Here is a 23,334-nt window from a genome sequence, read left to right on the forward strand (position 1 = left end):
GACTGTCACCTATGACCCGACTCATCGACCATCACCGCAGGTGTCACCCATGTCCCGACTCACCTGTCACCTATGTCGTGAACTCACACACCTCCGCCACCGCCAAGAGCCCCGCGCCTGTCTATGCAGGTCGCGGGGCTTTTCGCATAGGCGGTCAGTCGTGGGCTGCCGCTACCAAATTTTGGCCCGTACTCTGTCGGCGACCGCTCCCCGACCGGTAGGTTGCGGGCCTTACGGCGCCTTGTCTACGTCTCGGCGTTCGCGATCCCGGCCCCAGACCCTCAATATTGAGCAGCGTCGAGTCGCGATAGCTGGGACGGACGGGCGGTCAGGCAGCAGCGTCGGCGTCATTGACCTTGCGGGAGGGGGCTTTCATCCGTTCGCCGCGGCCGCGACTAGACCGGTGCGGGTCCGCTCGATCGTGGTGTCGCGCTCCAGCTGGGCGAAGGCGGCCATGATGGTCAGCATCGCATCAACCCATCGTTTCGAGACACGCGGCAGGGGTAGGTACGCCAACAAAAATCCCCGGGTCAACACACTGACCCGGGGAACCTGCCTGCAAGAGTTATCGCCTATGGACGACCCATCGCTTCATCTCCTTCTTCCGCCTCCGGTGCGGCTTGGCTCTCCTGCAGGGTACCAGAGGTGGCTTCTGCCCATGCGCGCGATTCTTCAAAGAGCGGCCAGGAGTCCCACTCTGACTGAGTGAGCGTGTCTTGGGCAACCAAACGCTTGCCTAACTCGTTAGTTTCACGGTGCATGTTCAGCAGGGCGAATTTAGCGATCTCGAAGCGCTGGGAGCAATGTCGCACATCCCATTGGGTAACTTCGTCGCGAATAGATTCGACCCCGTTGTCGCGCTTGCGCTGTATCCACAGATTTACCTGGAGGAGCAGGCGAATCCCCTCTTCTGTGCAGTAGGGCAAGGCCCGGTCCGAGAAAAGCAATAGCTCTCTGCCGCGATTCTGCTGGAGGAATTCGAAAGATACGTCCGCTATAAGGGGGTCTGACGGCGGACGGGTAGCACGCTTCGGCGGTTCAATACAGAGTGACGTGCGGATCGCAAGCAACAGACCTGCCACGTGGAGGCGCGCGAGGGCTTCTTGAAGATAACTTCGCGTAACTTCTGCCCGCGGCTCCAGCCCCGGACCTGTCGCGGCGATGTCATCCGGGAGGATCTTTACTTTCTTTCGATATAGGCGGCTAACTACACCGCCGTTGTGAACTAGCAGATGTCGTCGTTGGAAGATTTCGAAAAACTGGTCCCAGTCATCTGTAACATCGCTAGATTGAAGCTTGATATTGGTAGCAAACCACTTCAGCCAGTCGTCGACACTTCCGCGCATGATCGCCTCGGCGTATACGTCGATAGCGTGAGCCTTAAAATCGTCCAGATCGCCGAAGGCGTTCACCTCTTCGAAAGTGAATTCCTTGGTTGAACTCGAAAGTTTCGCGGGGTACTTCCTAACAAAGTTCTTGATGCATTGATAACACAACGCTTCGAATTCCCCCACGGCAGCGACCAGAAGGGAATTAAATGCGACGGTGGCTCTCGCACGGCGCACACGTGAAATTGTTAACATCGCGGAATCAATGAGATCGAGACCGTACTCCTCAATGAGGTCGCTAAGATCTATTTCAATTGCAATCTCATTGTTGGTCGGGGCTGTCTTTTCTTCGGACGAAGTTTGATTCTGACGCGACCTGCGTGCGCTTTGTAAAGCGCTCTCAAGTTTTGAAATCAGTCGCTCGTAGAGCCGTCCTGCATCATCGAGCGACGGGTGCGCCAGAAGTAAGCGCCTCTCGAATGAGGCTTTATCGTCGTCCAGTCGACGCGCAGAATCGTCCACTAGGGCTGCTAGTTCGATCAGCGCCTCAATTGAATCACGGAATTCTTGTGCGGACTCAATCAGCGATTGGTTCAGCGATTTCCCATTTCCCTGCCCAGCAGTATTTTGCGCCGGTTCTCGCGAAGTCACGCTGGGGTCACCACCTCCACCGTTAAATCAATGACGACCCCGGCACATGCACTCCGCGTCACTGTGATCTTGGATTCCTTCATAGGTTCCTCGCCCCTGGCCCTTTACTTCTTGCTTGGTCTCTATCGTCTTAGGGCATCGACACCGGTCTACCAGGTGTCGTGTCGGAGCATGCTGCGACGGCTACCGGATAGCCAAGATGGTGGCTGCCTATAGCGCCAAGGTCTGGGGCGCTCTACCTAGCCGCCTCATCGTTGAAAGCCTCCTGTGCTGAAACTCTTCGCGCCTGCAAGTTTTCATAGGCCGCTGGTCACCCTCGGCCCGTTCCCTTCAGGTGCCGTGGCCGACCAACGGGGTAGGTCCCAGGATGGTAACAATAGGTCGTAAGCCATAGACAGCAGTCCGGAGAGCCACCCACGAGCATGGGGTTGGTATGCCACAGAGTTGGAGCTTGACGGCGGCAACTCATGAAGCCCGTCCAGCATATCGGGCGGCCACAGGATTGGCCGGGACCTACCGTTCTGCCCTCCAGTGGTCGTATCCACTCCCTAGGATCTGGCCATGTCGTTGCACAGTGGTGACGTCTTCGCGGGGTATCGGATCCTGCGCTTGCTGGGATCCGGGGGTATGGGCGAGGTCTACCTCGCTCAACACCCGAGGTTGCCGCGCCACGACGCCTTGAAGATTCTTCCGAGCCAGGTCTCCGCTGATGAGGAGTTCCGGCGACGGTTTGAACGTGAAGCCGACCTAGCCTCGGCGCTGTGGCACCCGCACATTGTCGGTGTGCATGATCGCGGCGAAACCGACGGCCAGCTGTGGATCTCGATGGACTACGTCGACGGGCGTGATGCAGCCCAGCTCCTAGCCGAAAGTTACCCGGCGGGGATGCCGATCAGCGAGGTAGCCGAGATCGTCACGGCGGTGGCCAGCGCTTTGGACTACGCGCACAGGCAAGGCCTGGTGCACCGCGACGTCAAACCCGCCAACATCATGCTCACCCGTCCCGGAGGCGATAGCGAACAGCGCATCCTGCTCACCGACTTCGGGATCGCCCGCAACATCAGCGACATCAGCGGACTGACCGCCACCAACATGACGGTCGGCACCGTGGCTTACGCAGCCCCCGAGCAACTCATGGGCGAAGACCTTGATGGTCGTGCCGACCAGTACGCACTCGCGGCCACCGCCTACCACCTGGCCACAGGCACCCAACTATTCCCGCATACCAACCCAGCCGTGGTGATCAGCCGCCACCTCAACGCGACACCGCCCGCCTTGGCCGACCATCGCCCCGAACTGGGTGGGATTGACCCGATCTTTGCCGTTGCGCTGGCCAAGACACCGCGGGATCGCTTTCGTCTTACCGCGAACTTCGCACGCGCGCTTGCGGAGCAGGCATCTTCTATGGGCGTTTCGTCACCCCCCGTCGCGGTCACGAAAGCGAATGCGTCAGCTAAACCGACGGGAGTTCCACGCGGTAAGGCTCAGAGTGGGCGAGCAAATCCCGCATCAATGTCGGCGACGACAACTCCATCGAAACCGACAACAGGATCATTCAGACCGATGTCAGTCGTTGCCCATAACCCATCCCCGCTGGGACGCCGAACCATCAGTGGTGCCCGGGGGCGGTGGTTGGTATCGGGATCCGTACTGGCCGTCGTGGTGCTGGCAAGCTTCGTTGTTCTGGCTTGGCACCCTTGGGCGAAAAGTGGAATGCTGGCATCCTCGTCATCTAAGCCCGCCACGCCCCTTGTCTCAACCGAGCCTGCTGCTGCGGCCACTTGGCCGATGGTTCCTCCACCGCGAACGCTCACCACAACTACCCCTACAGCACCCGCAATCATTGACGTAGATCCAACAGAGTACGAAAGTTCTGAGTACCCCGGGCTTTACAGGTGGGTTTACGCTCGGACGCCGTACTATCGGGATTGTGGGATTTTTCCGCTAGCCATGAAATCCACGGAACCTGAGGGATTGTCGTGTTCAGTTGCTTTCCCGGCAGGTACGCCGGAGGTAAGTAACCCACCGTTTAGTGGGCCACCGAATGAAATACAGATCAGGCTTCCCGATGGGCCTACGAATGCGATCTCCGAGGGCGGCCCTCAGACGGCGAAAGCATTGCTACCGAATCATCGGATTACCGTCGGGCCGTTCTCATGCACCGCGCTTCATGGTGGGGGTATCGACTGCGAGGCGCCCACGGGCGGGTTTTCGTTTGCGAACGAGGTGCTCACAGCGCGTGGGCCTCGTTAACGATGCACCGATCGTAGGTACTCGAACCAGCTTTATGTAGCTGATATGCAGGTAGATACATAGTTCGAACGGGTAGCTACCGAGGGTTCAAATCCCTCCGCCACCGCCAAGCGAAACACGTGCCGAGTGTGCGGTTTCGTACCCGATCCGACAGGGTCGGCGTACGAAACCGCACACTGGACGTCAGGCTCTACCGGATGCGGCCGTCAGACTCCCGCGATCACTTCCTTCTGCAGCGCCGAAGTACCGCGTTTGGGCGCGGTCCGCGAATGAGTCGCATACATCGCCAGTCCGGTGAACGCCAATCCGCCCACCAGGTTGCCCAGCACGGTGGGAATCTCGTTCCACTCGATGTAGTCGCCGATGGTGAAGTTCCCGCCGAGCATCAGGCCGGAGGGGAACAGGTACATGTTGACCACCGAGTGCTCGAATCCCATTGCGAAGAACAGCATCACCGGCAGCCACATGGCGATCACCTTTCCGGTGACGTCGGTGGCCAGCATGGCCCCGACTACCCCGGTGGACACCATCCAGTTGCACAGCATGCCGCGCACGAACAAGGTCAGCATGCCCGGAAAGCCGTGTGCGGCATAGCCGAGCGTGCGAGCCTCGCCGATGTGCCCGATCGCCTCACCGATCTCGTTGGGCGGGCTGGAGAAGCCGTAGGTGAACACGATCGCCATCAGCACCGCGACCGTGAAGGCACCGGCGAAGTTGCCCAGGAAAACCAGTCCCCAGTTCCGCAGTACCCCGCCGATGGTGACACCGGGGCGCTTGTCCAGCCAGGCCAGCGGCGCCAACACGAACACTCCGGTCAGCAGGTCGTATCCGAGCAGGTAGAGGATGCAAAAGCCGGCCGGAAACAGCATCGCCCCGATGATCGCGTGACCGGTTTGCACGGTCATGGCCACCGCGAACGCGGCACCCAACGCCAGCGTCGCACCGGCCATGAATGCGCGGATCAGGGTGTCGCGGGTGGACATGAAGATCTTGGACTGGCCGGCGTCGATCATCACATTGATCAACTCGGGCGGCTTGACGTAGGTCATCGAACTCCTCAGGGACCGCAGGGCGAAGTGGTTGGTTGCAACGGCGCGTGTGACCCTATTTCGCGGCGGCCCGCTCGGACCTTGCTCGCCAGCCAACTCCTAGTCAGCCCACAGACGTTGCCCAACAACGTCTTCGCCGCACCTTCGCGGCGTTTTACCAGCTAAAACATCACCGAGGCCGGTCGACCGCGTACGTGCCGGCGTCGTCGGTGAATTCCGCAAGCACCCGGCGCTGGGCGCCGTCGACAGTGACCACACAGCTGAAACTGCCGCCCTTGCGCACGGTCGGATTGACCCCGTTGTTGCAGCGGACATCGGTCACGTTGTCGCGTCCATAACCGTTGATCGGATCGGTGAGGACCTGCAGGACGCCGTCTTGGGCCTTGCGCACATCGAGTTCGACCGGCCCGGAGCCGCCGACTACGCCCCGCAGCACCAGAGTCAGGAGCATGGCCAGCGCGAGCAGGCCGGTGATGCCCGAGGCGATCAGCAGAACACGATTCGACAGCGGCTTCGGATCCGCCGGCTTGCCAGGAGCGGCCGCGGGGTTGGTCCGCGGCTGGCGACGGTCCTGCGGTACCGGAGGCCGCGGGCCCGACGGCGGCGGCCGATGCGTCTGCGGGGGCACCCGACGCGGTGGGGGCGCCGGGGGCCGGCGGACCTCCAGATACCAAGGCTGCTCAGGCCGTCCCGAGGGCGGCCGTGGGCGCTGCGGTGGCGGCCCCTGCGGCCCGCGCGGCCCACGCGGCTGTTGTGGCGGCCGGGGGAGCGGCGTGGTCCGCCGCTCCGGCGGTTCGCGCGGATCCTCTGGACGGTTCATGACATCGTGCCCATCACGGGAACCGCTCGAAGCATCCGTCGATGTCGCCGTGCAGCCCGGAGCGGAACGCCAGGATCCGGGTGAAACCCGCCGGCACGGTGTCGTCGTTGGCGTCGCTGGCGACAATGCCGTTCATCAGCAGACCGGTGACCGCCTCGTCCAGATCACCGCCGGCCAGCGTCAAGCCCGGGCCGGACGACAACGTCATGGGCTCGGCCATCCGGCGCTGGGCCACCCCGGTCAGGCACGCGGTTCGCAACGCCGCCGCCGCCGATTCCAATCCGACTTCGCGTTCGCGTTGCACTGCAAGGGCGTACCGCGACGTGACGGCCGACAGCCCGGTGTTGTCGCCCTGCGGCATACCCAGGGTCGATTGATCGGTCGGCGCACTCATCTCCTGCAGTCCGGCCAGATCGACGACGATGAGGTTGGACTCCGGGCAGTAGGCCACCGGATCGGGTTGGTGGCCACTGGGGCATTTGCCCGACGTGGACAGCTCCGGCGGGCGGGACAGGCCGAAGATCTGGCCCAGCTGCTCCATCAGGGTGGACAGCACGGACGCGTCGATCGTGAGGTCGCTTTGCGGGTTCTCCGAATCGAACAGGGAATTCGGCAGATCGCCACGGCGCTTGCGGATCTCGTCCATGTCGATCCCGGCGCACATCGCCGCGCCGCCGTCGAAGCCGGTCTGGAACGCGCCGACCCGGTCCAGGGCGGTGCCGTGCTCATCGGAGATCGACACCGGATTGTCCGGCGTCGACACCGGGTCGCGGATCACGATCAGCCCGGCCAACACATGGTTGAGGCCGTCGCCGGTGCTCAGCTGCACCCGCGGCGAACTGCCCGCGGCCACCCACTGCAGATACACCCCGGCAAAGCAGTCGGCCTGCTGTTCGCGGACCAGGGTGCGGGTCAGCGGGTTGACGATCCCGGCCATGTTCTGCAAGGCGTGCCCGTATTCGTGCGCCAGGGTACCGTTGATCGCCATGTCGCCGAAGTACTTTCGGGCCGTGGGCAGAAACTTGGCCCGATCCCAGGCCATCGTGTCCATCCGGCGGCAATACATCGCGTTCGGCAGGTGGTAGACCTCGCCGCCGCACACCGACGGGCCGTCTGGGTCGGTGGAGTCATAGGACATCAGCGTCGAGACCGGCTGGAAGCGTCCGCGCAGCGACTCGGTGTAGTGCTGCGTCCAGAAGTCTTCGATGTCGTCGATCGCCAGCAGCGACAACCGGTCGATGTCGCCGCCGTCGCTGCCCTGGACCCGGGCGGTCACCGGCGGAACGTCGCCGCGCGGGCCGCTGGGACCCTCCGCGGTGGGCAGTCCGCCGACCCGCCCGGGGTCGTACAGCATCGATATCGCATGCCCGGCGACCACCGTCGGGGTGCTGTCCTGCGAGCAGCCCGCCAGCGTCAGGGTCAGGGCGGCCACCCCGAAAAGTGTTATGGCGGTACGACCGAATCCGCGTTGAGCCATCGTCACCTGCTCAGGTAGGCCACGATCCCGCTGGTGACCGCCGAGGCGTACTGCGCTCGGCCGTCGGCGCTCTCCAACAGCGCCGCGTCCTGGGCGTTACGCATGTTGCCCAGCTCGACCAGCACCGCCGGATACTCGGCCAGATTCAGTCCGGCCAGATCCGCTCTCCCGTAGAGGCCGTCGGCGCCCAAGTAGCTGGATTGGGGGATCCCCGCGGCGGACAGGGCATCCCGGATGTCACCGGCCAGCGCCACGGCCGGGCCGGACTGGGCGTCGTTGAGCGCCGGGCTGGAGTAGTTGACGTGGAAACCGCGGCCTGAGGCCGGTCCACCGTCGGCGTGGATGGACACGATCGCGTCCGGGTGCGCGGCGTTGGCCGCGGCGGCTCGCGCGTCGATGCACGGGCCTACCGAGGTGTCGTCGGCGCGCGAGAGTTCGGTGTGCACGCCGAGTCGCTCGAGTTCGGTCCGGATCCGGTTGGTCACGTCCCAGTTCAGGCTGTGCTCGGGGTAGCCGTCGTCGGCGGCGGTCCCGCTGGTCTGACAGGGCTTGGTGCCGCCGCGCCCATTGGGCACCTGCCGGGCGATCGAGGCGTCGTTGGCGCCGCTGTGCCCGGGGTCCAGGAACACCGTTTTGCCGGCAACGGCGGGAGTTGCGGGATCTGCCGGGGCGGCGGGCGCAACAATGCCGGCCGTGAGCAAGCACCCGGCCGAGGCGACACAGACAATGGCCCGGCGACGCACGGGGCAAGACTAGCAAGCGGCCATGGGCCCCTCCGGGGTCTAATGGATCGATGCAGTTGATGTCACCGCTCGACTCGGTCTTTCTGCTGACCGAAACGCGCGAGCACCCCATGCACGTCGGCGGGCTGATGCTGTTGGAGCCGCCGGAGGGGTCCGGACCGGAGTTCGTCGGCGAGATCTACCGGAGCCTGTTGGGCGCCCGTGACCTGCAGCCCGCCTTCCGGAAGCGTCCGGCGTCGCTGTTCGGTGGCATACCGAGCGCGCGCTGGGCCTTCGACGACGACGTCGATCTCGAGTACCACGTGCGGCGCTCGGCGCTGCCGGTGCCGGGCCGGGTGCGTGATCTGTTGGAGTTGACCTCGCTGCTGCACGGCAGCCTGCTCGATCGGCACCGCCCGCTGTGGGAAGCCCACGTGGTGGAGGGCCTGGCCGACGGCCGGTTCGCCGTCTACGTCAAGATCCACCATTCACTGATCGACGGCGTCTCGCTGCTGCGGCTGATGCGCCACACCCTGTCGACCGACCCGCGCGAGTCGGAATTGCGCACTCCGTGGTCGGTCCGGCCCCCGTCGCGGCCGCGCCCCGACGCCCCGTCGCCGCTGAGCGAATTGACGTCGATGGTCAAAGGCGTTGCCGCCCTGGGGCCGTCGACGGTGAAGTTGGCGCGTGCCGCGCTGTTGGAGCATCAGCTGACCCTGCCGTTCGAAGCGCCGCGCACCATGCTCAACGTCAAGATCGGCGGTGCCCGCCGGTGTGCGGCGCAGTCCTGGCCGGTGGAGCGGGTGATCGCGGTCAAACGAGCTGCCGGGGTCACCCTCAACGACGTGGTGCTGGCGATGTGCGCCGGCGCGCTGCGCGGCTACCTCGACGAGCAGCACGCCCTGCCGGACCACCCCCTGGTGGCGATGGTCCCGGTGAGCCTGCGCACCGAAGCCGAAGCCGACTCCGGCGGCAACATGGTCGGCACCATCTTGTGCAACCTGGCCACCGACCTCGAGGACCCGGCGCAGCGACTGGCGACCATCAGCGAGTCGATGCGCCGCAACAAGAAGGTGTTCAGCGAACTGCCGCGCACCCAGGCGCTGGCCTTGTCGGCGGCCAACATGGCGCCGTTGGCCTTGGCGGCCATTCCCGGTTTCGTCTCGGTGGCCAAGCCGCCGTTCAACATCGTCATCTCCAACGTGCCCGGTCCGGCCGAGCCGCTGTACTGGCGCGGCGCCCGCCTGGACGGCAACTATCCGATGTCGATCGCGCTGGACGGGCAGGCACTGAACATGACCGTCGTCAGCAACGCCGGCAATCTCGATTTCGGGCTGGTCGGCTGCCGTCGTTCGGTTCCGCACCTGCAGCGCCTGCTCGGGCATCTGAACACCGCGCTGGAAGAGCTGGAACACGCCGTGGGGGTGTGAGGCGTGGCCAAGCGCAGCGCCGGGTTGCTGTTGTACCGGTCGGGCGCCGACGGCGGTGTTGAGGTGTTGATCGCCCATCCCGGCGGCCCGTTCTGGGCGCGCAAGGACGACGGGGCCTGGTCGATTCCCAAGGGTGAGCAACCCGAGGGTGAGGACCCATGGCACACCGCGCGACGTGAATTCGCCGAGGAACTCGGCTTTCAGCCGCCGGATGGCGAACGAGCCGACCTCGGCGAGGTGCGCCAGGCCGGCGGAAAGGTGGTCACGGTGTTCGCCGTGCGCGGCGACCTCGACGTGACCGACTCCCGCAGCAACACCTTCGAATTGGAGTGGCCGCCGCGGTCGGGACAACTACGGGAGTTTCCCGAGGTCGACCGGGTCGGCTGGTTCTCGGTGGGCCAGGCGCGAATCAAGCTGCTGGCCGGGCAGCGGCCCGTCCTCGACCGGTTGGTGCACTACCTGGGGATCGAGCCCTAACCGCCGGTCTGGGTCGGCGGTGTTCCTTGTTGCTGCTGACGCCGCTGCGCCAGGCTGGAAACGATCATCCGCGCCAGCGTGCTCGCTCCGGTTGCCGCGGCCCCCTGCGGGGACCGCACGGCCGGCGCCGCCGGAGCGTGCCACTGCGCCAGCGCATTCAGCTCGCCGGCGAGGAACTGGCGCCGGCATTCGCCCCGCTGAATCTTGCCGCTCGAGGTGGTGGGCACCCGCATCGCCGGCACCAGCAGCACGTCCTGCGCGTCAAGGCCGTGCTGCTCGCTGACCGCCGCGCGGATGGACTCCATGATTGCGGGGTACTCGCTCTCGGCGACCTGTTGCCGGTAGTCCAGTTCCTGCACGATCACTAGTCGGTTGTCGTCATTCGGTTTCGGTTGCACCGCGAAGATCGCGCCGCGGTCAGCCAGCAACGCCGGATGGCTTTCCTGCACAGTCGGCTCGATGTTGTTCGGGAAGTAGTTGCTGTCACCGATGGTGATGAGGTCCTTCCACCGCCCGGTGACGAATACCTCGCCCTGGCAAAGAAATCCCATGTCGCCGGAGCGCAGGAAGGGGCCCTCACCGGTGTCGGACAGGAATCCGGCGAAGGTGTGCGCGTCCTCTTTCGGCCGTGCCCAGTAACCCTGCGCAACGCTGGGCCCCGATACCCAGATCTCCCCGACCTCGTCGGGTCCGCGCTGCTGGCGGGTGTCTGGATCAACGATCACCACCCGTTGGCCGTACACCGGTGGGCCGCAGCTGACCACCGCGACGGCGTCGGTGGTGGCGTCGACGTCGACGGTGCGGTTCTCGCTCAGCGCCCTGCTGTCGAGGTAGCGGACGCCGGCGACGTCGGGAGTGGGGTCCGCGGCGACCAGCAGGGTGGCCTCGGCCAGGCCGTAGCACGGTAGAAACGCCTGGATACGGAATCCCGCCGGAGCGAACGCGTCGGCGAACTCCTGAATGGTCGATGCGTGGATCGGCTCGGAACTGCTGGCGGCGGTGGTCCAGTGCGACAGATCCAGTGCCGCACGCTCCTCGGGGGTGCTGTGTTTGACGCACAACCGGTAGGCGCTGTTGGGTGCTGCGGTCGTGTTGGCGCGAAACCGAGACATGGCTTCCAGCCACGCCATCGGCCGCTGGAAGAAGACGATCGGCGACATCAATACGGTGGTGCAGCCGACGTAGATCATCTCCAGGACTCCGCCGATCAGTCCCATGTCGTGCTGCTGCGGCAGGAAGTAGACGCTCGTCTCGTTCTCGTTGCCGTGGTAGGCCCGCCGAATGGATTCCAAGTTGTGCATGAGGTTGCCGTGCGTCACCACAACGCCCTTGGGTGATTTGGTCGAACCCGAGGTGTACTGGATCATCGCCGTGGTGCTCGGGTCGATGTCGGGCGCCTGCCACGCTTCGGGGGTAACGGCTTGGTCGATGGCGCACCACCGAAGCGTCGACATACCCGGCACATCCGCGGCCGCCGCCTGAAGTTGGTTCTGGGTGGCCGAGGTCGCTACCGCAAAGGTGGCCTGTGCATCGGGCGCGACCAGCTTCAGGCGTGCCAGGGGAGTGTCGACCGGCACTGCGATCGCCCCGGCGTAAAAGCAGCCGAAAATGCTGACGATGCTGTCCAGGCCCGGTCGGCAGATCACCAGCACTCGTTGCCCGGTGGCGCCTTGGTGCTGCAGGTCGGCCGCAACGGCTCGAGCCTTGGCGTCGAGTTCCTGATACGTCAGGCTGGCCGTGACGTTGTTGCCGTCGGGGGCGAAGCGGAAGGCGACCTTGTCCCTGTATCGGTCGGCCTGCAGCCGAAGCAAGTCCACCAGGGTGGGCGTTGTTGGAATGAACTGCTCAGGCATGCCCACACCATAATCCGTGGACCCAGGGGCGCCCCTAGGAGCGTTGCGTCTCCGAGTGGCCGCCGCACCACTGTTCCGGTGGCACCTGGGCCTTCACCTCTGCGACGTGTTCGCCGCAGCCGTCCCAGGTGATTTTGCCGCAGACCTGGCACGGCACGGGGTAGCACATCGGCGGTTCCTTTCAGGGGGTGCGCAAGGCAACTGCCAGCGTATCGATGACGGTGCGGATTTTCTCGCTCACCTCGTCGGCGATCGCCGCCAACGCCGGATTGTCGATGACTTGGGCCATCAGCTGCGGATTCATCGCCTCCACCAGCACCGTGCCCGGATGCTCGGTGTCTTCGCGGACCACGACGTTGCACGGCAGCAGCACCCCGATGCGCTTCTCGGCGGTCACGGCCCGGTGCGCCAGCGGCGGATTGCAGGCACCCAGGATCAGGTAGCGCTCCATCTCCTCGCCGAGCTTGGCTTTCAGTGTTGCCTGCATGTCGATTTCGGTCAGCACGCCGAAACCGTTGTCCTTCAAAATCTCCCGGGTCTTCGCGGTGACTGCGTCGAAATCGGTGCCGGTCACTGCAGTGCTCATCGCCACGGACATGAGGCCTCCTTGGTTGCGGTGAGCCCATTCTATCAGACACCCCCGGGGGTATATACCGTCACGGTATCGTCGCCTCATGCAGACCCTGCGCACGCCCGACGACAGGTTCGCCGGCCTCCCGGATTTCGCCTACCCGCCGCAGTTCTGCGACCTCGACGACGATGACGGCGGCACGCTTCGGGTGGCGTGGGTACAAGACGGTCCCGAAGATGGGGAACCGATCCTGATGCTGCACGGTGAACCGTCGTGGTCGTATCTGTACCGCAAGATGATGCCGATCCTGGCCGAGGCGGGATATCGGGTCATCTGTCCGGACCTGGTCGGATTCGGCCGTTCCGACAAGCCGACCCGTTCCGAAGACCACACCTACGCGCGACATGTCGAGTGGATGCGTGCGCTGGCGTTCGACGTCCTCGACCTGCGCAACGTCACGCTGGTGTGCCAGGACTGGGGCGGGCTGATCGGGCTGCGGGTTCTCGCCGAGAACCCGGACCGGTTCAGTGGCGTCGTCGTGGCCAACACCGGTCTGCCCACCGGGGACATTCCGATGCCGGAGGTCTGGTGGCGCTTCCGGGAGGCGATCCAGACCGCACCGACGATCGATGTCGGATGGTTCGTGCAGTCCGGGTGCCGCCGCCCGATGAGCGAAGCCGTCCGAACCGGCTACGACGCCCCGTTTCCCGACGACAGCTACTGCGTCGGTCCCCGGACGATGCCGTCGCTGATCCCCACCACACCGGAGGATCCCGCGGCCCCGGCCAACCGGGCGGCGTGGGCTGCGCTGTGCGCCTCGCAGACCCCGATGCTGGTCGCGTTCAGCGACGGCGATCCGATCACCGGAGCCATGGCACCGATCTTTCAGCGCGAGATGGTCGGGGCACACGGCCGGGCACACCCGGTGATTCACGACGCCGGGCACTTCCTGCAGGAGGATGCCGGTGAAGAACTGGCCCGCCACGTCGTGGAGTTCCTGCGCCGCTGACCGTTGGCGCGCTTCTATGACAGATGGGGCCGCAGCATCCATGATGGACTCCATGGATCTGCCCGTGGCGCCGCCGGTGGCCCCGATGCTCGCCAAGGCGGCCGCCAGGGTTCCGAGTGACGGAGAAGAGCCGGGGCGCTGGTCCTACGAACCCAAATGGGATGGCTTTCGTGCCATTGTGTTTCGCGACGGCGACGACGTGCTGCTGCAGTCCCGCAACGGCAAACCGCTGAGCCGCTACTTCCCGGAACTTCTGGAGGGGCTGCGCGCCGAGACCGCCCCGCGCTGTGTGCTCGACGGGGAAGTGGTGGTGCCGCGCCAGATCGGCGGGCGGATCCGGCTGGACTGGGACTCGCTCAGTCAGCGAATTCACCCCGCCGAAAGCCGGGTGCGGTTGCTGGCCGAACAGACCCCGGCGCAGTTCATCGCCTTCGACGCGCTGGCCACCGGGTCGGCGTCGCTGCTCGACGAGCCGTTCCGGGCGCGCCGGCAGGCGCTGGGTGAGTTGATCACCGGTGGCCGAAGCTGCCACGTCACCCGCGCCACCGCCGACCCCGAACTGGCCACCCGCTGGCTCACCACGTTCGAGGGGGCCGGGCTGGACGGGGTGGTCGCCAAGCGCACCGACGGACCGTATCTGCCCGGCAAGCGCGAGATGGTCAAGGTCAAACACCACCGCGATGCCGACTGCGTGGTGATGGGTTATCGCATCCATAAAAGCGGCGTCGGCATCGGCTCGCTACTGCTGGGCCTGTACCGCCCCGACGGCGAGCTGGCGATGGTCGGCGGTTCGTCGGCGTTCACCGACGCCGATCGGCTCAAGCTCCTGACCGAGCTGGAACCGCTGCGCATCGGTGACGTCCGCGACGGCGAGGCCAGCCGGTGGAACTCGGCGGCCGACAAGCAGTGGGTCCCGATCCAGCCCGAGCGCGTCGCCGAGGTCGCCTACGACCAGATGGAAGGGGATCGCTTCCGGCACACCGTCAAGCTGCTGCGGTGGCGTCCCGACCGAGACCCGGCCAGCTGCACCTTCGACCAGCTCGAGGTGCCGCTGAACTACGACCTCGCCGACGTACTGGAGACCTGATGCGCGGCCCCGAGGAATTGGACGTCCATGGCACCGCGGTCCGTTTCACCAGCGGCGACAAGGTGTACTTCCCTCGGCTGGGTGCCGGCGGCACCAAGCGGGCACTGGCCGACTACTACCTCGCGGTGGCGGGCGGACCGCTGCTGCACGCCCTGGCCGACCGGCCCAGTCACCTGCAGCGGTTCCCCGACGGCATCGACGGTGACGAGGTCTACCAGAAGCGGCTGCCACGTTCGCACCCGGAAAACGTGGAGTCCTGCCGGGTGACGTTCCCGTCCGGGCGTACTGCCGACGCCCTCAAGGTCACCCGGCCCGCCGACATCCTGTGGGCCGTGCAGATGAGCACCGTGACCTTCCATCCCTGGCCGGTGCGCTGCCCCGACACCGATCACCCCGACGAGCTGCGCGTCGACCTGGACCCGCAGCCGGGCACCGGCTTCGCCGAGGCCCGTGCGGTCGCTCTGGAGGTGGTGCGCCCGCTGCTCGACGAGCTCGGGCTCGTCGGCCACGTCAAGACCTCCGGCGGCCGCGGCCTGCACGTTTATCTGCGGATCAAGACCGACTGGGACTTCATCGAGGTCCGCCGGGCCGGTATCGCGCTGGCCCGCGAGATCGAGCGGCGTGCACCGGAGGCGGTCACCGCCTCGTGGTGGAAGGAAGAACGCGGCGCGCGGATCTTCGTCGACTTCAACCAGAACGCCCGCGACCGCACCATGGCGTCGGCCTATTCGGTACGGGCCACGCCGATCGCCACCGTGTCCACCCCGCTGACGTGGGACGAACTGGCCGACGGTGCCGATCCGGACGACTACACCATCGGCACGGTGCCGGAGTTGATCGCGCGGCGCGGTGACCCGTGGAACGCCATCGACGACCTCGAACAATCCCTCGAGCCGTTGCTCGAGATGGTGGCCGCCGACGAAGCCCGCGGACTGGGGGACATGCCCTACCCGCCGAACTACCCGAAGATGCCGGGTGAGCCCAAGCGGGTACAGCCCAGCCGGGAGAAATCCGACTGAGTCAGTTGGGGGACGCCAACAGCCCGATGCAGGTGGCGGTGAGCAGTCGGGTCAACGCGGTGGTGAAGTCCAGGTTCCACTCCGGTGGCACCTGCCGCTCGGCGGCATAAGCGTCGGCCAGCTTCGTCGGTGGGTGCGCGACCTGCCACAGCGGCGCCGCCAGCGAATAGGACGCCAACAACAGGTCGAAGGCACCCTGCTTGCCCAGTCGGGGGAGCGCCTGCAGGAGAGCGTCGGCCATGGTCAGCCCCGCCGCGGTGATCTTTCGTCGGATCTCGATCACCCGCTCGGCGTCTACTTCATGGTCGAGGTGCAAGTGCAGGTTGGCCAGCATGTCGCAGAACAACGGGTCCGCGGCCAATCCGCTGGCCAGGGTGGCGGCCACCCGGTCCGGCGACATCGTTTCGGGCTGACGCAGTGCGGTGCAAACGGTGTCTGACCAGCCTTCCCAGCTCTCGGCGGCTAGCCGCAGCAGCACCTCTTTGTGCGAGCTGAAGTAACGCCGTACCGCCGAGTGGTGCACCCCGGCCCGGCTCGCCACCGCCGTCAGCGTCACCGACGCGACACCGTTCTCCGAGGCCACCGAACGCGCCGCCTCCATCAACGCATCAGCCCGCTGACGCTTGTTCGCGTCACTGCGGGCGCGTTTGAAGGAGACCTGACGCACAGCGAGAGGATAACGCACACGATGTGCGTTGCAGGCCTCCATGGGAGTGCTGTAGCGTGCGTTTACGCACGTTGATGTGGGTTAGGGTATCCAAAGCTTCCTGGTGTGAGGGGACTTCGATTTTCAAGGTATTGAGCCGGGTGTGGATACCCCTCGTCATAGTGGCAGTGGTCTGTGTTGCCGCATTCACCGTGACGCGTATCCACGGCCTGTTCGGCTCTGAGAAGCGCCCCTCCTATTCAGACGGCCAGAACGACGAGACCAAACCGTTCAACCCCAAGCGGTTGACCTACGAAATCTTCGGTCCGCCAGGGACGGTGGCCGACATCAGCTACTTCGACGTCAACTCCGAACCGCAACGCGTCCAGGACGTCACCCTGCCGTGGCAGCTCGAAATCGTCACCACCCTCCCCGCGGTGGTGGGAAGCATCATGGCTCAAGGCAATAGCAACAGCATCGGCTGCCGCATCATCGTGGACGGCGAAGTGAAGGCCGAGCGGATCTCCAACGAGGTCAACGCCTACACGTTCTGCCTGCTGAAGGCGGCATGAGCCAGCCCAACACGCCTCGCGCCGGCGAACAGCCGGAGCGACCGTTCATCGCACGGACCATCCGCCGGTTCGCCATACCGATCATCTTGGCGTGGTTGGCGCTGATCGCGGTACTGGTCGCCACCGTTCCGCCGCTGGAAGAAGTCGGCAAGCAGAACGCCGTTTCGGCGAGTCCTAAAGACGCCCCCTCCATGCAGGCCATGACGGAGATGGGCAAGGTCTTCAAGGAGTCGGACTCCGACAGCACCGCGATGATCGTGCTCGAAGCCGACCACGAACTGGGCGACGCCGAGCACGAGTACTACGCCGAAGTGGTCGAGAAGCTCAAGGCCGACACCGCGCACGTCCAGCATGTGCAGGACTTCTGGGGCGACCCGATGACCGCCGTCGGCGCCCAAAGTGCCGACGGCAGAGCCACGTACGTGCAGTTGAACCTGGTGGGCAATATCGGCCAGGCGGCGGCGAACGACTCCATCGCCTCGGTCCGCGAGATCGTCGACTCGGTCCAGACACCGCCGGGGCTGACCGTCTACGTCACCGGCACCGCGGCACTGGCCGCCGACATGAACCATGCCGGCGACAAGTCGATGTTCAAGATGATGGTGGTCACCATTTTGGTGATCCTGACCATGCTGTTGCTCGTCTACCGGTCGGTCATCACGGTGGCGCTGCTGCTGGGCATGGTCTACATGGAACTGAACGCCGCCAGCGGCGTGGTGGCGTTCATGGGCCACCACCACTGGGTCGGGTTGACGACATTCGCCGTCAACCTGCTGGTCTCGCTGGCGATCGCCGCCGGCACCGACTACGCGATCTTCCTGATCGGCCGCTATCACGAGGCCCGTCAAGCCGGCGAAGACCGGGAATCGGCGTACTACACGGCCTTTGAAGGCGTCGCACACGTCATCCTGGGCTCGGGCCTGACCATCGCCGGGGCGGTGTTCTGCCTGCACTTCACTCGGATGCCCTACTTCGTCACGCTGGGCATCCCGTGCGCGGTAGGCATGCTCATCTCGGTCACCGCGGCGTTGACGCTGGGCCCGGCGCTCATCACCGTCGGTAGCCGGTTCGGCCTGTTCGACCCCAAGCGCGCCACCAGCACCCGCGGCTGGCGGCGGGTGGCCACGGTGATCGTCCGCTGGCCCGGCCCGGTTCTGGTCGCCTCGCTGGCGGTCGCGGCGGTAGGCCTGCTGACGCTGCCGGGATATCAACCCGCCTATGACGACCGGAAATACATTCCGTCCGACATCCCCGCCAATGAGGGCTTCAACGCGGCGGACCGGCACTTCTCGCAGTCCCGGATGATGCCCGAGGTGCTGCTGATCGAGTCCGATCACGACATGCGTAACCCGTCGGACTTCCTGATCATCGACAAGCTGGCCAAGTCGGTGTTCAAGGTCGTCGGGATCTCCCGGGTGCAGGCGATCACCCGCCCGCAGGGCACCCCGCTGGAGCACACCTCGATCCCGTTCCAGATCAGCATGCAGAACGCCGGCCAGCTGCAGACCATGCAGTTCCAGAAGAAGCGCATGGACGACATGCTGACCCAGGCCGAGGCCATGGAGCAGACCATCGCCACCATGCGCCAGATGCTGGGCTACATGGGCCAACTCGCCGCCACCACTCACGCGATGGTCGTCGACATGGACGACCTACAGGCCCAGATCTACGAGATCCGGGACCACATCGCCGATTTCGAAGACTTCTGGCGGCCGATCCGCAATTACTTCTACTGGGAACCGCACTGCTACGACATCCCGATCTGCTTCTCGCTGCGCTCGGCGTTCGACATGGTCGACAGCGTTGATCCGATGAGCGAGAGCATGGACAAGATGATCGCGCACATGGCTGACATGGACGCCCTCATGCCGCAGATGCTGACCACGTTCCCGCCGATGATCGACACCATGGAGACCATGCGGACCATGATGCTGACGATGCACAGCACCATGTCCGGCATCTTCGCCCAGATGGACGAGATGAGCGACAACGCCACCGCGATGGGCAAGGCGTTCGACGAGTCCAAGAACGACGATTCGTTCTACCTGCCGCCCGAGGTGTTCGAGAACCCGGACTTCAAGCGGGCGATGAACATGTTCATCTCTCCGGATGGCAAGGCCGTCCGGATGATGATTTCGCACCGCGGCAATCCGGCTACGGCCGAAGGTATTTCGCACATCGACAAGATCCGCACCGCGGCCGAAGAGGCGCTCAAGGGCACACCGCTCGAAGACGCCAAGATCTATCTCGGCGGCACGGCGTCGCTGTTCAAGGACATGCACGACGGCTCCAACTATGACCTGTTGATCGCCGGAATCGCCTCGTTGTGCCTGATTTTCATCATCATGCTGCTGATCACCCGTGCCCTGATCGCCGCGCTGGTGATCGTCGGCACCGTGGCGCTGTCCTTGGGCGCGTCGTTCGGGCTGTCGGTGCTGTTCTGGCAGTACCTCATCGGCATGCAGCTGCACTGGCTGGTGCTGGTGATGAGCGTGATCATCCTGCTGGCGGTGGGCTCCGACTACAACCTGCTACTGGTAGCCCGGTTCAAGGAGGAGATCCACGCCGGGCTGCATACCGGCATCATCCGGGCGATGGGCGGCACCGGGAAGGTGGTGACGTCGGCCGGACTGGTGTTTGCCTTCACCATGACGTCGATGGCGGTCAGTGACCTGCGCATCATCGGGCAGATCGGCACCACGATCGGGCTGGGCCTGATGTTCGACACGTTGATCGTGCGGTCGTTCATGACGCCCTCGATCGCGGCGCTGCTGGGGCGCTGGTTCTGGTGGCCGATCAACGTGTTGCCGCACGTCGGCGGGAAAGCCGCCCGGCACCGAGAAGCCGCCGCGCTCGCGCGGGGAGATGACACCCAGGAGCTGGCCCACAACCGGTAGCCGGATGTGAGCGATTGCATGCTCAGGGGCCAGAAAACCAATTAGGTAGCATGACTAAAGTTATGTAGCATTGCTTACTGAGTTCGAATGGCTGAGCGGCCATTTGCTGGCGCATTCGCCTCACCTGCTTCACCCGACTCAGTGGTCTCACCGTCGGGTTCGGCGTCCGAAAACTGACAGAGTGAAAGGACCGGGGGAATGGCTACAGTGGACTCCATGCGTACGCACCGCCCGTTTCTGCGGGGCATCGTCGTGACTGCTGCCGCGGTAAGTGCAGCAGCGGCCGCGGTGCTGTTGCCCGCCACCGCCTCCGCCGACGCGACCGACGACTTCCCGATCCCACGCCGGGTGATCCGCACCGAATGCAGCGCCGAGCAGATGCTGGCCGCCAGTCGTGACCTGTCGCCGATCTACTACGAGCGCTACATGATCGACATGCACAACAAGCCGGTGCAGGTGCAGCAGGCTGCCATCGACAAGATGCACTGGTTCTTCTCGCTGAACCCCGAGCAGCGCCGGGCCTACTCCGAGGAACTGGCGACCAACTTCGCCGACCCGGTGACGGTGTCGTGGCCCAACCACGCCAAGATCTTCTTCAACAACAAGGGCGTCGTCGCCAAGTCGACCGAGGCCTGCAGCCAGTACCCGCGCGACGACATGTCGGTGTGGGACTGGGCCCCCAAGCCGTAACAGGAGAGGCGATGAGCGGTTCCATCCGTCGAGTCATGCGGGTTCTGCTCGTCGCCGGCGCGGCGGGCGGCTTGCTCCTCGGGGCTCCGGGATCTCCTGCGGGTGCTCAACCTGCGGGGTTCCCCAACTTTGACGACTTCACCGCCGCCCCGGTGGACAACTACATCTCGACGGGCCCGAAGGGGCCGGGGCGCTGGGTGAATTTTTCCACGCCCTACAACGTCGCCTGCCAATTCGACGCCATCGATCCGCCGGCGGGATCATCGCAGGCCATCATGTGCGACGGCGACATGCCGGGCCTGGCCAACGCGCCGCTCGGCTCGGGCGCCCCGGTGGCGGGCGGTTGTGTGATCGGGACGGTGCGCTCCCAGGGCGCGGCGGGCCTGCGGCTGAACCGCGAATCGACCGGGTGCGGCCGCCAATTCTCCAACGGGGCCTTCCTGGGCGTAGGGCAGAAGCTGACCTACGGCAATGTCACCTGCGCAGTGGGCACCGACCAGCTCGTCGCCTGCCTGGACACCTCGCTGGGGCATCACGGGTTCGTGCTGAGCCCGTCGGGCAGTTCGGCGTTCTGACGCTGCCAAGGCCCCGGCTGCGCTACGGGTCGATGTTGAAGGTGGTCGTGTAGGTCCGCGGGTGATAGGGCGGTGGTGGGGCATCTGGCCCGACCGGCCAGCCCTCCGGTGTCGGCCACGTGCTGACCCGCATGGTCACCTGCTCTTGCCCGTTGGGAAGCGTCTCGACGTTGACGATGCTCGGCCCATACGGCACGGCCGGCTGGTTGCCGGGGCTCGGGATGAATCCGGGGCCGGTGAGGTCCTGTGCGGGAGCCTGGAGCAGGCCCTGGGGGGTACCCGCGGCCACGCCCATGACCTGATGGTCGTCGCTTGCGCTGGTCAACAGATACCCGCCCTGGGGCAGGGGCACAATCTGGTTCTCCCGGTTGCCGGGACCGAGGTTGTTGAAGGTACCGACCTCGTGCAGGCTGTTCATCCAGGAGTTCGGCGGATCACCGGCGACGACCGGGGCCGACTGCCACAGGGCGCGCTGACCGTCCTGGCCGACGTTCCCGACGATGACCATGGTTCCGGATGCCGGGTCGTAGACGCCGCTGGCCTGGGAGATGCCCACCTTGGTGTCCGAACCGAGCGGGGTGCCCAGCAGCGGACCCAAATCCGTTGCCGGGTCGGCCAGATTCTGTACCCGCGACTCCGGCGCGATGTAGTTGTCCGGTGAGGTGCCGAGTCCGTAGGGCCGCACACTGTAGAACGCGTATTGCTGACCGTCGGGGCCGACGGCGGTGCCGGTCGGCAGTGCCCGGAAACCGTCGTCGACGGGGAACGGGTTGTCGATGTCGGGCTTGCCGGGGATGTGTATGCGGGGGTGGCCGCTCTCCGGATCGCCGGTGATGACGATGCCGGTGCCCGGGATGGTCGCCCCCAGGTCATACGGTGCACCGTCCTGCTTCTCCGGCATGGGCGGGCTGCCCACGCCGGCGATGGTGGGGTCGTGCGGCTGCTGGCCGTCGGCGGGAATCGTGTTGTCCACCAGCCGGATATGTGGGTCCTGTCCGTCCTCACCGCTGCCCAGCTTGTAGTGGTTGGTCAGGGTCTGCACCAGCTGAGCCCGCTGCCGACTGTCGGCGGCGGCCTCGGAGACCACCCGGTGGATCTCGCGAGTCTTGGCGGTCAGGAATCGCTGGAATTGGCGGGAACCGGTGGGGGTGTCCAGGCCCGGCCAGCTGGCTGCCGATTCGCGGATCTCGGCCTCGATGGCGTCGAGGCGTTGCCGCGAACTCACGCTGTGCCGCACGGCCTGCTGCAGGACCGACTGGAGCTCTTTGTCGGCCGCTACCGATGCCGCCAGCCGGTTCGCCAGCAGGTCTTCACGCGCGCGCGCCGCATCCGCGAAAGCACCGAGGTTCTCGGCCATAGCGCACAGGGTAGTCGGGCCGGGTCGGGCTACTGGCTCTTTTTCGCCCGGCGCTTGCCGGTGGGGCGCAGCTTGTTCTCGTCGGTCGATGCCGGCTCGTCCGCGTCCTCGCCCGCCGACTCGGCTTCGTCGTCGGCTTCGGTCTCGGCGTCGTCAGCGTCCGTCGCCTCGTCAGTGTCCTCGTCGGCCACGTCCTCGTCGGCCACGTCGTCGTCGGCCTCGTCGGCCACGTCCTCGTCGGCCACGTCGTCGTCGGCCTCGTCAGTGTCCTCGTCGTCGGCCTCAGAGTCTTCGGCCTTCGCGTCGCCGGACTTCTTGCCCCGCCGGCGCTCTTTCTTGGGCTGCTTTTCGGCCTTGGGCTTGATCGGTTTGGGCGGCGGCGGCGGCATCTCGGCGACGAACGCCAGGTAGAACGCGCCGATTCCCAACAGGGCGATCGCGGCCGCGGCCCCGTAAATCCCGAACAGCCACATTCCGAAGCTGTCCAGCGACAACCAGATCTCGCTGACCGCGGTGCCCGCGATCAACGCTCCGGCCACCAGGTGCGCCACGATCGAGCCGGTCAACAGCGACAGTGCCAGCTGCGGGGTGCCGTACTCGGGCTTGCGGGCCTGCTTCAACACCGCCGCCACCGGCAGGGCCGTTGCCCCGACCAGCAGTCCGAGGATGACTCGCATCACGGTGCCCAGCACATGCGGACTGAAGCCGGTCAGCTCCCACCATCGCGGCAGGACAAAGAGGAAATACAGAATGGCGGCGAGGGTCGAGAGCGACGCGTGCCAAATCGTGGCGACGGTACGACTCACGCCACCTCCCATGCTCGTCAGCTAGTGATTCAGGTGCGACCGGAC

21 protein-coding genes are annotated in these 23,334 nt (G+C 65.4%); 10 read left to right on the forward strand and 11 right to left on the reverse strand.

Going from position 1 to position 23,334, the window contains the following annotated elements; all coding sequences use genetic code 11:
• Positions 1 to 372: 372 nt before the first annotated feature.
• The gene (locus ACJH5R_RS21335) at positions 373 to 468 is read right to left on the reverse strand and encodes a recombinase family protein (RefSeq protein WP_406782855.1); all 96 of its coding nucleotides are present in this window, start codon (positions 466 to 468) and stop codon (positions 373 to 375) included.
• A 104-nt stretch (positions 469 to 572) separates the two neighbouring features.
• Complete coding sequence (locus tag ACJH5R_RS21340) at positions 573 to 1,979, reverse strand: hypothetical protein (RefSeq protein WP_406782856.1); 1,407 nt, start codon at positions 1,977 to 1,979, stop codon at positions 573 to 575.
• A gap of 561 nt (positions 1,980 to 2,540) precedes the next feature.
• Here ACJH5R_RS21340 and ACJH5R_RS21345 point away from each other — a divergent pair.
• Positions 2,541 to 4,232 carry a serine/threonine-protein kinase gene (locus tag ACJH5R_RS21345; protein WP_406782857.1) on the forward strand — a complete coding sequence of 564 codons (1,692 nt, stop codon included), beginning with the start codon at positions 2,541 to 2,543 and terminating at the stop codon, positions 4,230 to 4,232.
• 206 nt (positions 4,233 to 4,438) lie between these two features.
• On the opposite strand, the gene ACJH5R_RS21350 is transcribed toward ACJH5R_RS21345, so the two are convergent.
• The 4 genes from ACJH5R_RS21350 to ACJH5R_RS21365 all read right to left on the reverse strand — a co-directional run bounded on the left by ACJH5R_RS21350 (position 4,439) and on the right by ACJH5R_RS21365 (position 8,321).
• The gene (locus tag ACJH5R_RS21350) at positions 4,439 to 5,281 is read right to left on the reverse strand and encodes a formate/nitrite transporter family protein (protein ID WP_406756783.1); all 843 of its coding nucleotides are present in this window, start codon (positions 5,279 to 5,281) and stop codon (positions 4,439 to 4,441) included.
• 169 nt (positions 5,282 to 5,450) lie between these two features.
• Positions 5,451 to 6,101 carry a DUF4333 domain-containing protein gene (locus ACJH5R_RS21355; protein WP_406782858.1) on the reverse strand — a complete coding sequence of 217 codons (651 nt, stop codon included), beginning with the start codon at positions 6,099 to 6,101 and terminating at the stop codon, positions 5,451 to 5,453.
• Positions 6,102 to 6,114: 13 nt separating this feature from the next.
• Positions 6,115 to 7,578 carry a neutral zinc metallopeptidase gene (locus ACJH5R_RS21360; protein ID WP_406782859.1) on the reverse strand — a complete coding sequence of 488 codons (1,464 nt, stop codon included), beginning with the start codon at positions 7,576 to 7,578 and terminating at the stop codon, positions 6,115 to 6,117.
• A gap of 2 nt (positions 7,579 to 7,580) precedes the next feature.
• The gene (locus tag ACJH5R_RS21365) at positions 7,581 to 8,321 is read right to left on the reverse strand and encodes an Rv3717 family N-acetylmuramoyl-L-alanine amidase (protein ID WP_406782860.1); all 741 of its coding nucleotides are present in this window, start codon (positions 8,319 to 8,321) and stop codon (positions 7,581 to 7,583) included.
• 50 nt (positions 8,322 to 8,371) lie between these two features.
• On the opposite strand from ACJH5R_RS21365, the gene ACJH5R_RS21370 reads away from it, so the two are divergent.
• Positions 8,372 to 9,730 (forward strand): WS/DGAT/MGAT family O-acyltransferase, encoded by a 1,359-nt coding sequence (locus ACJH5R_RS21370; RefSeq protein ID WP_406782861.1) that lies wholly within the window; start codon positions 8,372 to 8,374, stop codon positions 9,728 to 9,730.
• 3 nt (positions 9,731 to 9,733) lie between these two features.
• Positions 9,734 to 10,207 (forward strand): NUDIX domain-containing protein, encoded by a 474-nt coding sequence (locus ACJH5R_RS21375; RefSeq protein ID WP_406782862.1) that lies wholly within the window; start codon positions 9,734 to 9,736, stop codon positions 10,205 to 10,207.
• Here the strand turns inward: ACJH5R_RS21375 and ACJH5R_RS21380 are convergent.
• Positions 10,204 to 12,060: a fatty acyl-AMP ligase gene (locus ACJH5R_RS21380; protein ID WP_406782863.1), complete on the reverse strand. Its 1,857-nt coding sequence runs from the start codon at positions 12,058 to 12,060 to the stop codon at positions 10,204 to 10,206. The two genes, ACJH5R_RS21375 and ACJH5R_RS21380, sit on opposite strands and share 4 nt — an antisense overlap.
• A 181-nt stretch (positions 12,061 to 12,241) precedes the next feature.
• A complete protein-coding gene (locus tag ACJH5R_RS21385) occupies positions 12,242 to 12,658 on the reverse strand; it encodes a DUF302 domain-containing protein (protein WP_406756790.1) in 417 nt (138 codons plus the stop codon).
• 76 nt (positions 12,659 to 12,734) lie between these two features.
• Here ACJH5R_RS21385 and ACJH5R_RS21390 point away from each other — a divergent pair, with 76 nt between their 5' ends.
• The 3 genes from ACJH5R_RS21390 to ACJH5R_RS21400 are packed head-to-tail and all read left to right on the forward strand — an operon-like array spanning position 12,735 to position 15,746.
• Positions 12,735 to 13,640: a haloalkane dehalogenase gene (locus ACJH5R_RS21390; RefSeq protein WP_406756791.1), complete on the forward strand. Its 906-nt coding sequence runs from the start codon at positions 12,735 to 12,737 to the stop codon at positions 13,638 to 13,640.
• A gap of 43 nt (positions 13,641 to 13,683) precedes the next feature.
• Positions 13,684 to 14,727 (forward strand): ATP-dependent DNA ligase, encoded by a 1,044-nt coding sequence (locus ACJH5R_RS21395; protein WP_406756792.1) that lies wholly within the window; start codon positions 13,684 to 13,686, stop codon positions 14,725 to 14,727.
• The gene (locus ACJH5R_RS21400; protein WP_406756793.1) at positions 14,727 to 15,746 is read left to right on the forward strand and encodes a DNA polymerase domain-containing protein; all 1,020 of its coding nucleotides are present in this window, start codon (positions 14,727 to 14,729) and stop codon (positions 15,744 to 15,746) included. The genes ACJH5R_RS21395 and ACJH5R_RS21400 overlap by 1 nt, the downstream gene beginning before the upstream one ends.
• A 1-nt stretch (position 15,747) precedes the next feature.
• Here ACJH5R_RS21400 and ACJH5R_RS21405 read toward each other — a convergent pair whose 3' ends face one another.
• Positions 15,748 to 16,431 (reverse strand): TetR family transcriptional regulator, encoded by a 684-nt coding sequence (locus tag ACJH5R_RS21405; RefSeq protein WP_406756794.1) that lies wholly within the window; start codon positions 16,429 to 16,431, stop codon positions 15,748 to 15,750.
• Positions 16,432 to 16,487: 56 nt separating this feature from the next.
• Here ACJH5R_RS21405 and ACJH5R_RS21410 point away from each other — a divergent pair, with 56 nt between their 5' ends.
• The 4 genes from ACJH5R_RS21410 (at position 16,488) to ACJH5R_RS21425 (ending at position 21,126) form a co-directional block, all read left to right on the forward strand.
• Positions 16,488 to 16,964 (forward strand): MmpS family protein, encoded by a 477-nt coding sequence (locus ACJH5R_RS21410; protein WP_406756918.1) that lies wholly within the window; start codon positions 16,488 to 16,490, stop codon positions 16,962 to 16,964.
• Positions 16,961 to 19,861: an RND family transporter gene (locus tag ACJH5R_RS21415; protein ID WP_406756795.1), complete on the forward strand. Its 2,901-nt coding sequence runs from the start codon at positions 16,961 to 16,963 to the stop codon at positions 19,859 to 19,861. The genes ACJH5R_RS21410 and ACJH5R_RS21415 overlap by 4 nt, the downstream gene beginning before the upstream one ends.
• Positions 19,862 to 20,077: 216 nt before the next feature.
• A complete protein-coding gene (locus tag ACJH5R_RS21420) occupies positions 20,078 to 20,551 on the forward strand; it encodes a DUF5078 domain-containing protein (protein WP_406756796.1) in 474 nt (157 codons plus the stop codon).
• 11 nt (positions 20,552 to 20,562) lie between these two features.
• Positions 20,563 to 21,126, forward strand: coding sequence for a hypothetical protein (locus tag ACJH5R_RS21425; RefSeq protein WP_406756797.1), 564 nt, complete (start codon positions 20,563 to 20,565; stop codon positions 21,124 to 21,126).
• 22 nt (positions 21,127 to 21,148) lie between these two features.
• On the opposite strand, the gene ACJH5R_RS21430 is transcribed toward ACJH5R_RS21425, so the two are convergent.
• Positions 21,149 to 22,483 (reverse strand): DUF4226 domain-containing protein, encoded by a 1,335-nt coding sequence (locus ACJH5R_RS21430; RefSeq protein WP_406782864.1) that lies wholly within the window; start codon positions 22,481 to 22,483, stop codon positions 21,149 to 21,151.
• A 29-nt stretch (positions 22,484 to 22,512) separates the two neighbouring features.
• The gene (locus ACJH5R_RS21435; RefSeq protein ID WP_406782865.1) at positions 22,513 to 23,289 is read right to left on the reverse strand and encodes a hypothetical protein; all 777 of its coding nucleotides are present in this window, start codon (positions 23,287 to 23,289) and stop codon (positions 22,513 to 22,515) included.
• Positions 23,290 to 23,334 lie beyond the last annotated feature (45 nt).

Origin of the sequence: Mycobacterium sp. SMC-19 (assembly GCF_045310815.1) — a bacterium.
In the GTDB taxonomy this organism is placed as follows: domain Bacteria; phylum Actinomycetota; class Actinomycetes; order Mycobacteriales; family Mycobacteriaceae; genus Mycobacterium.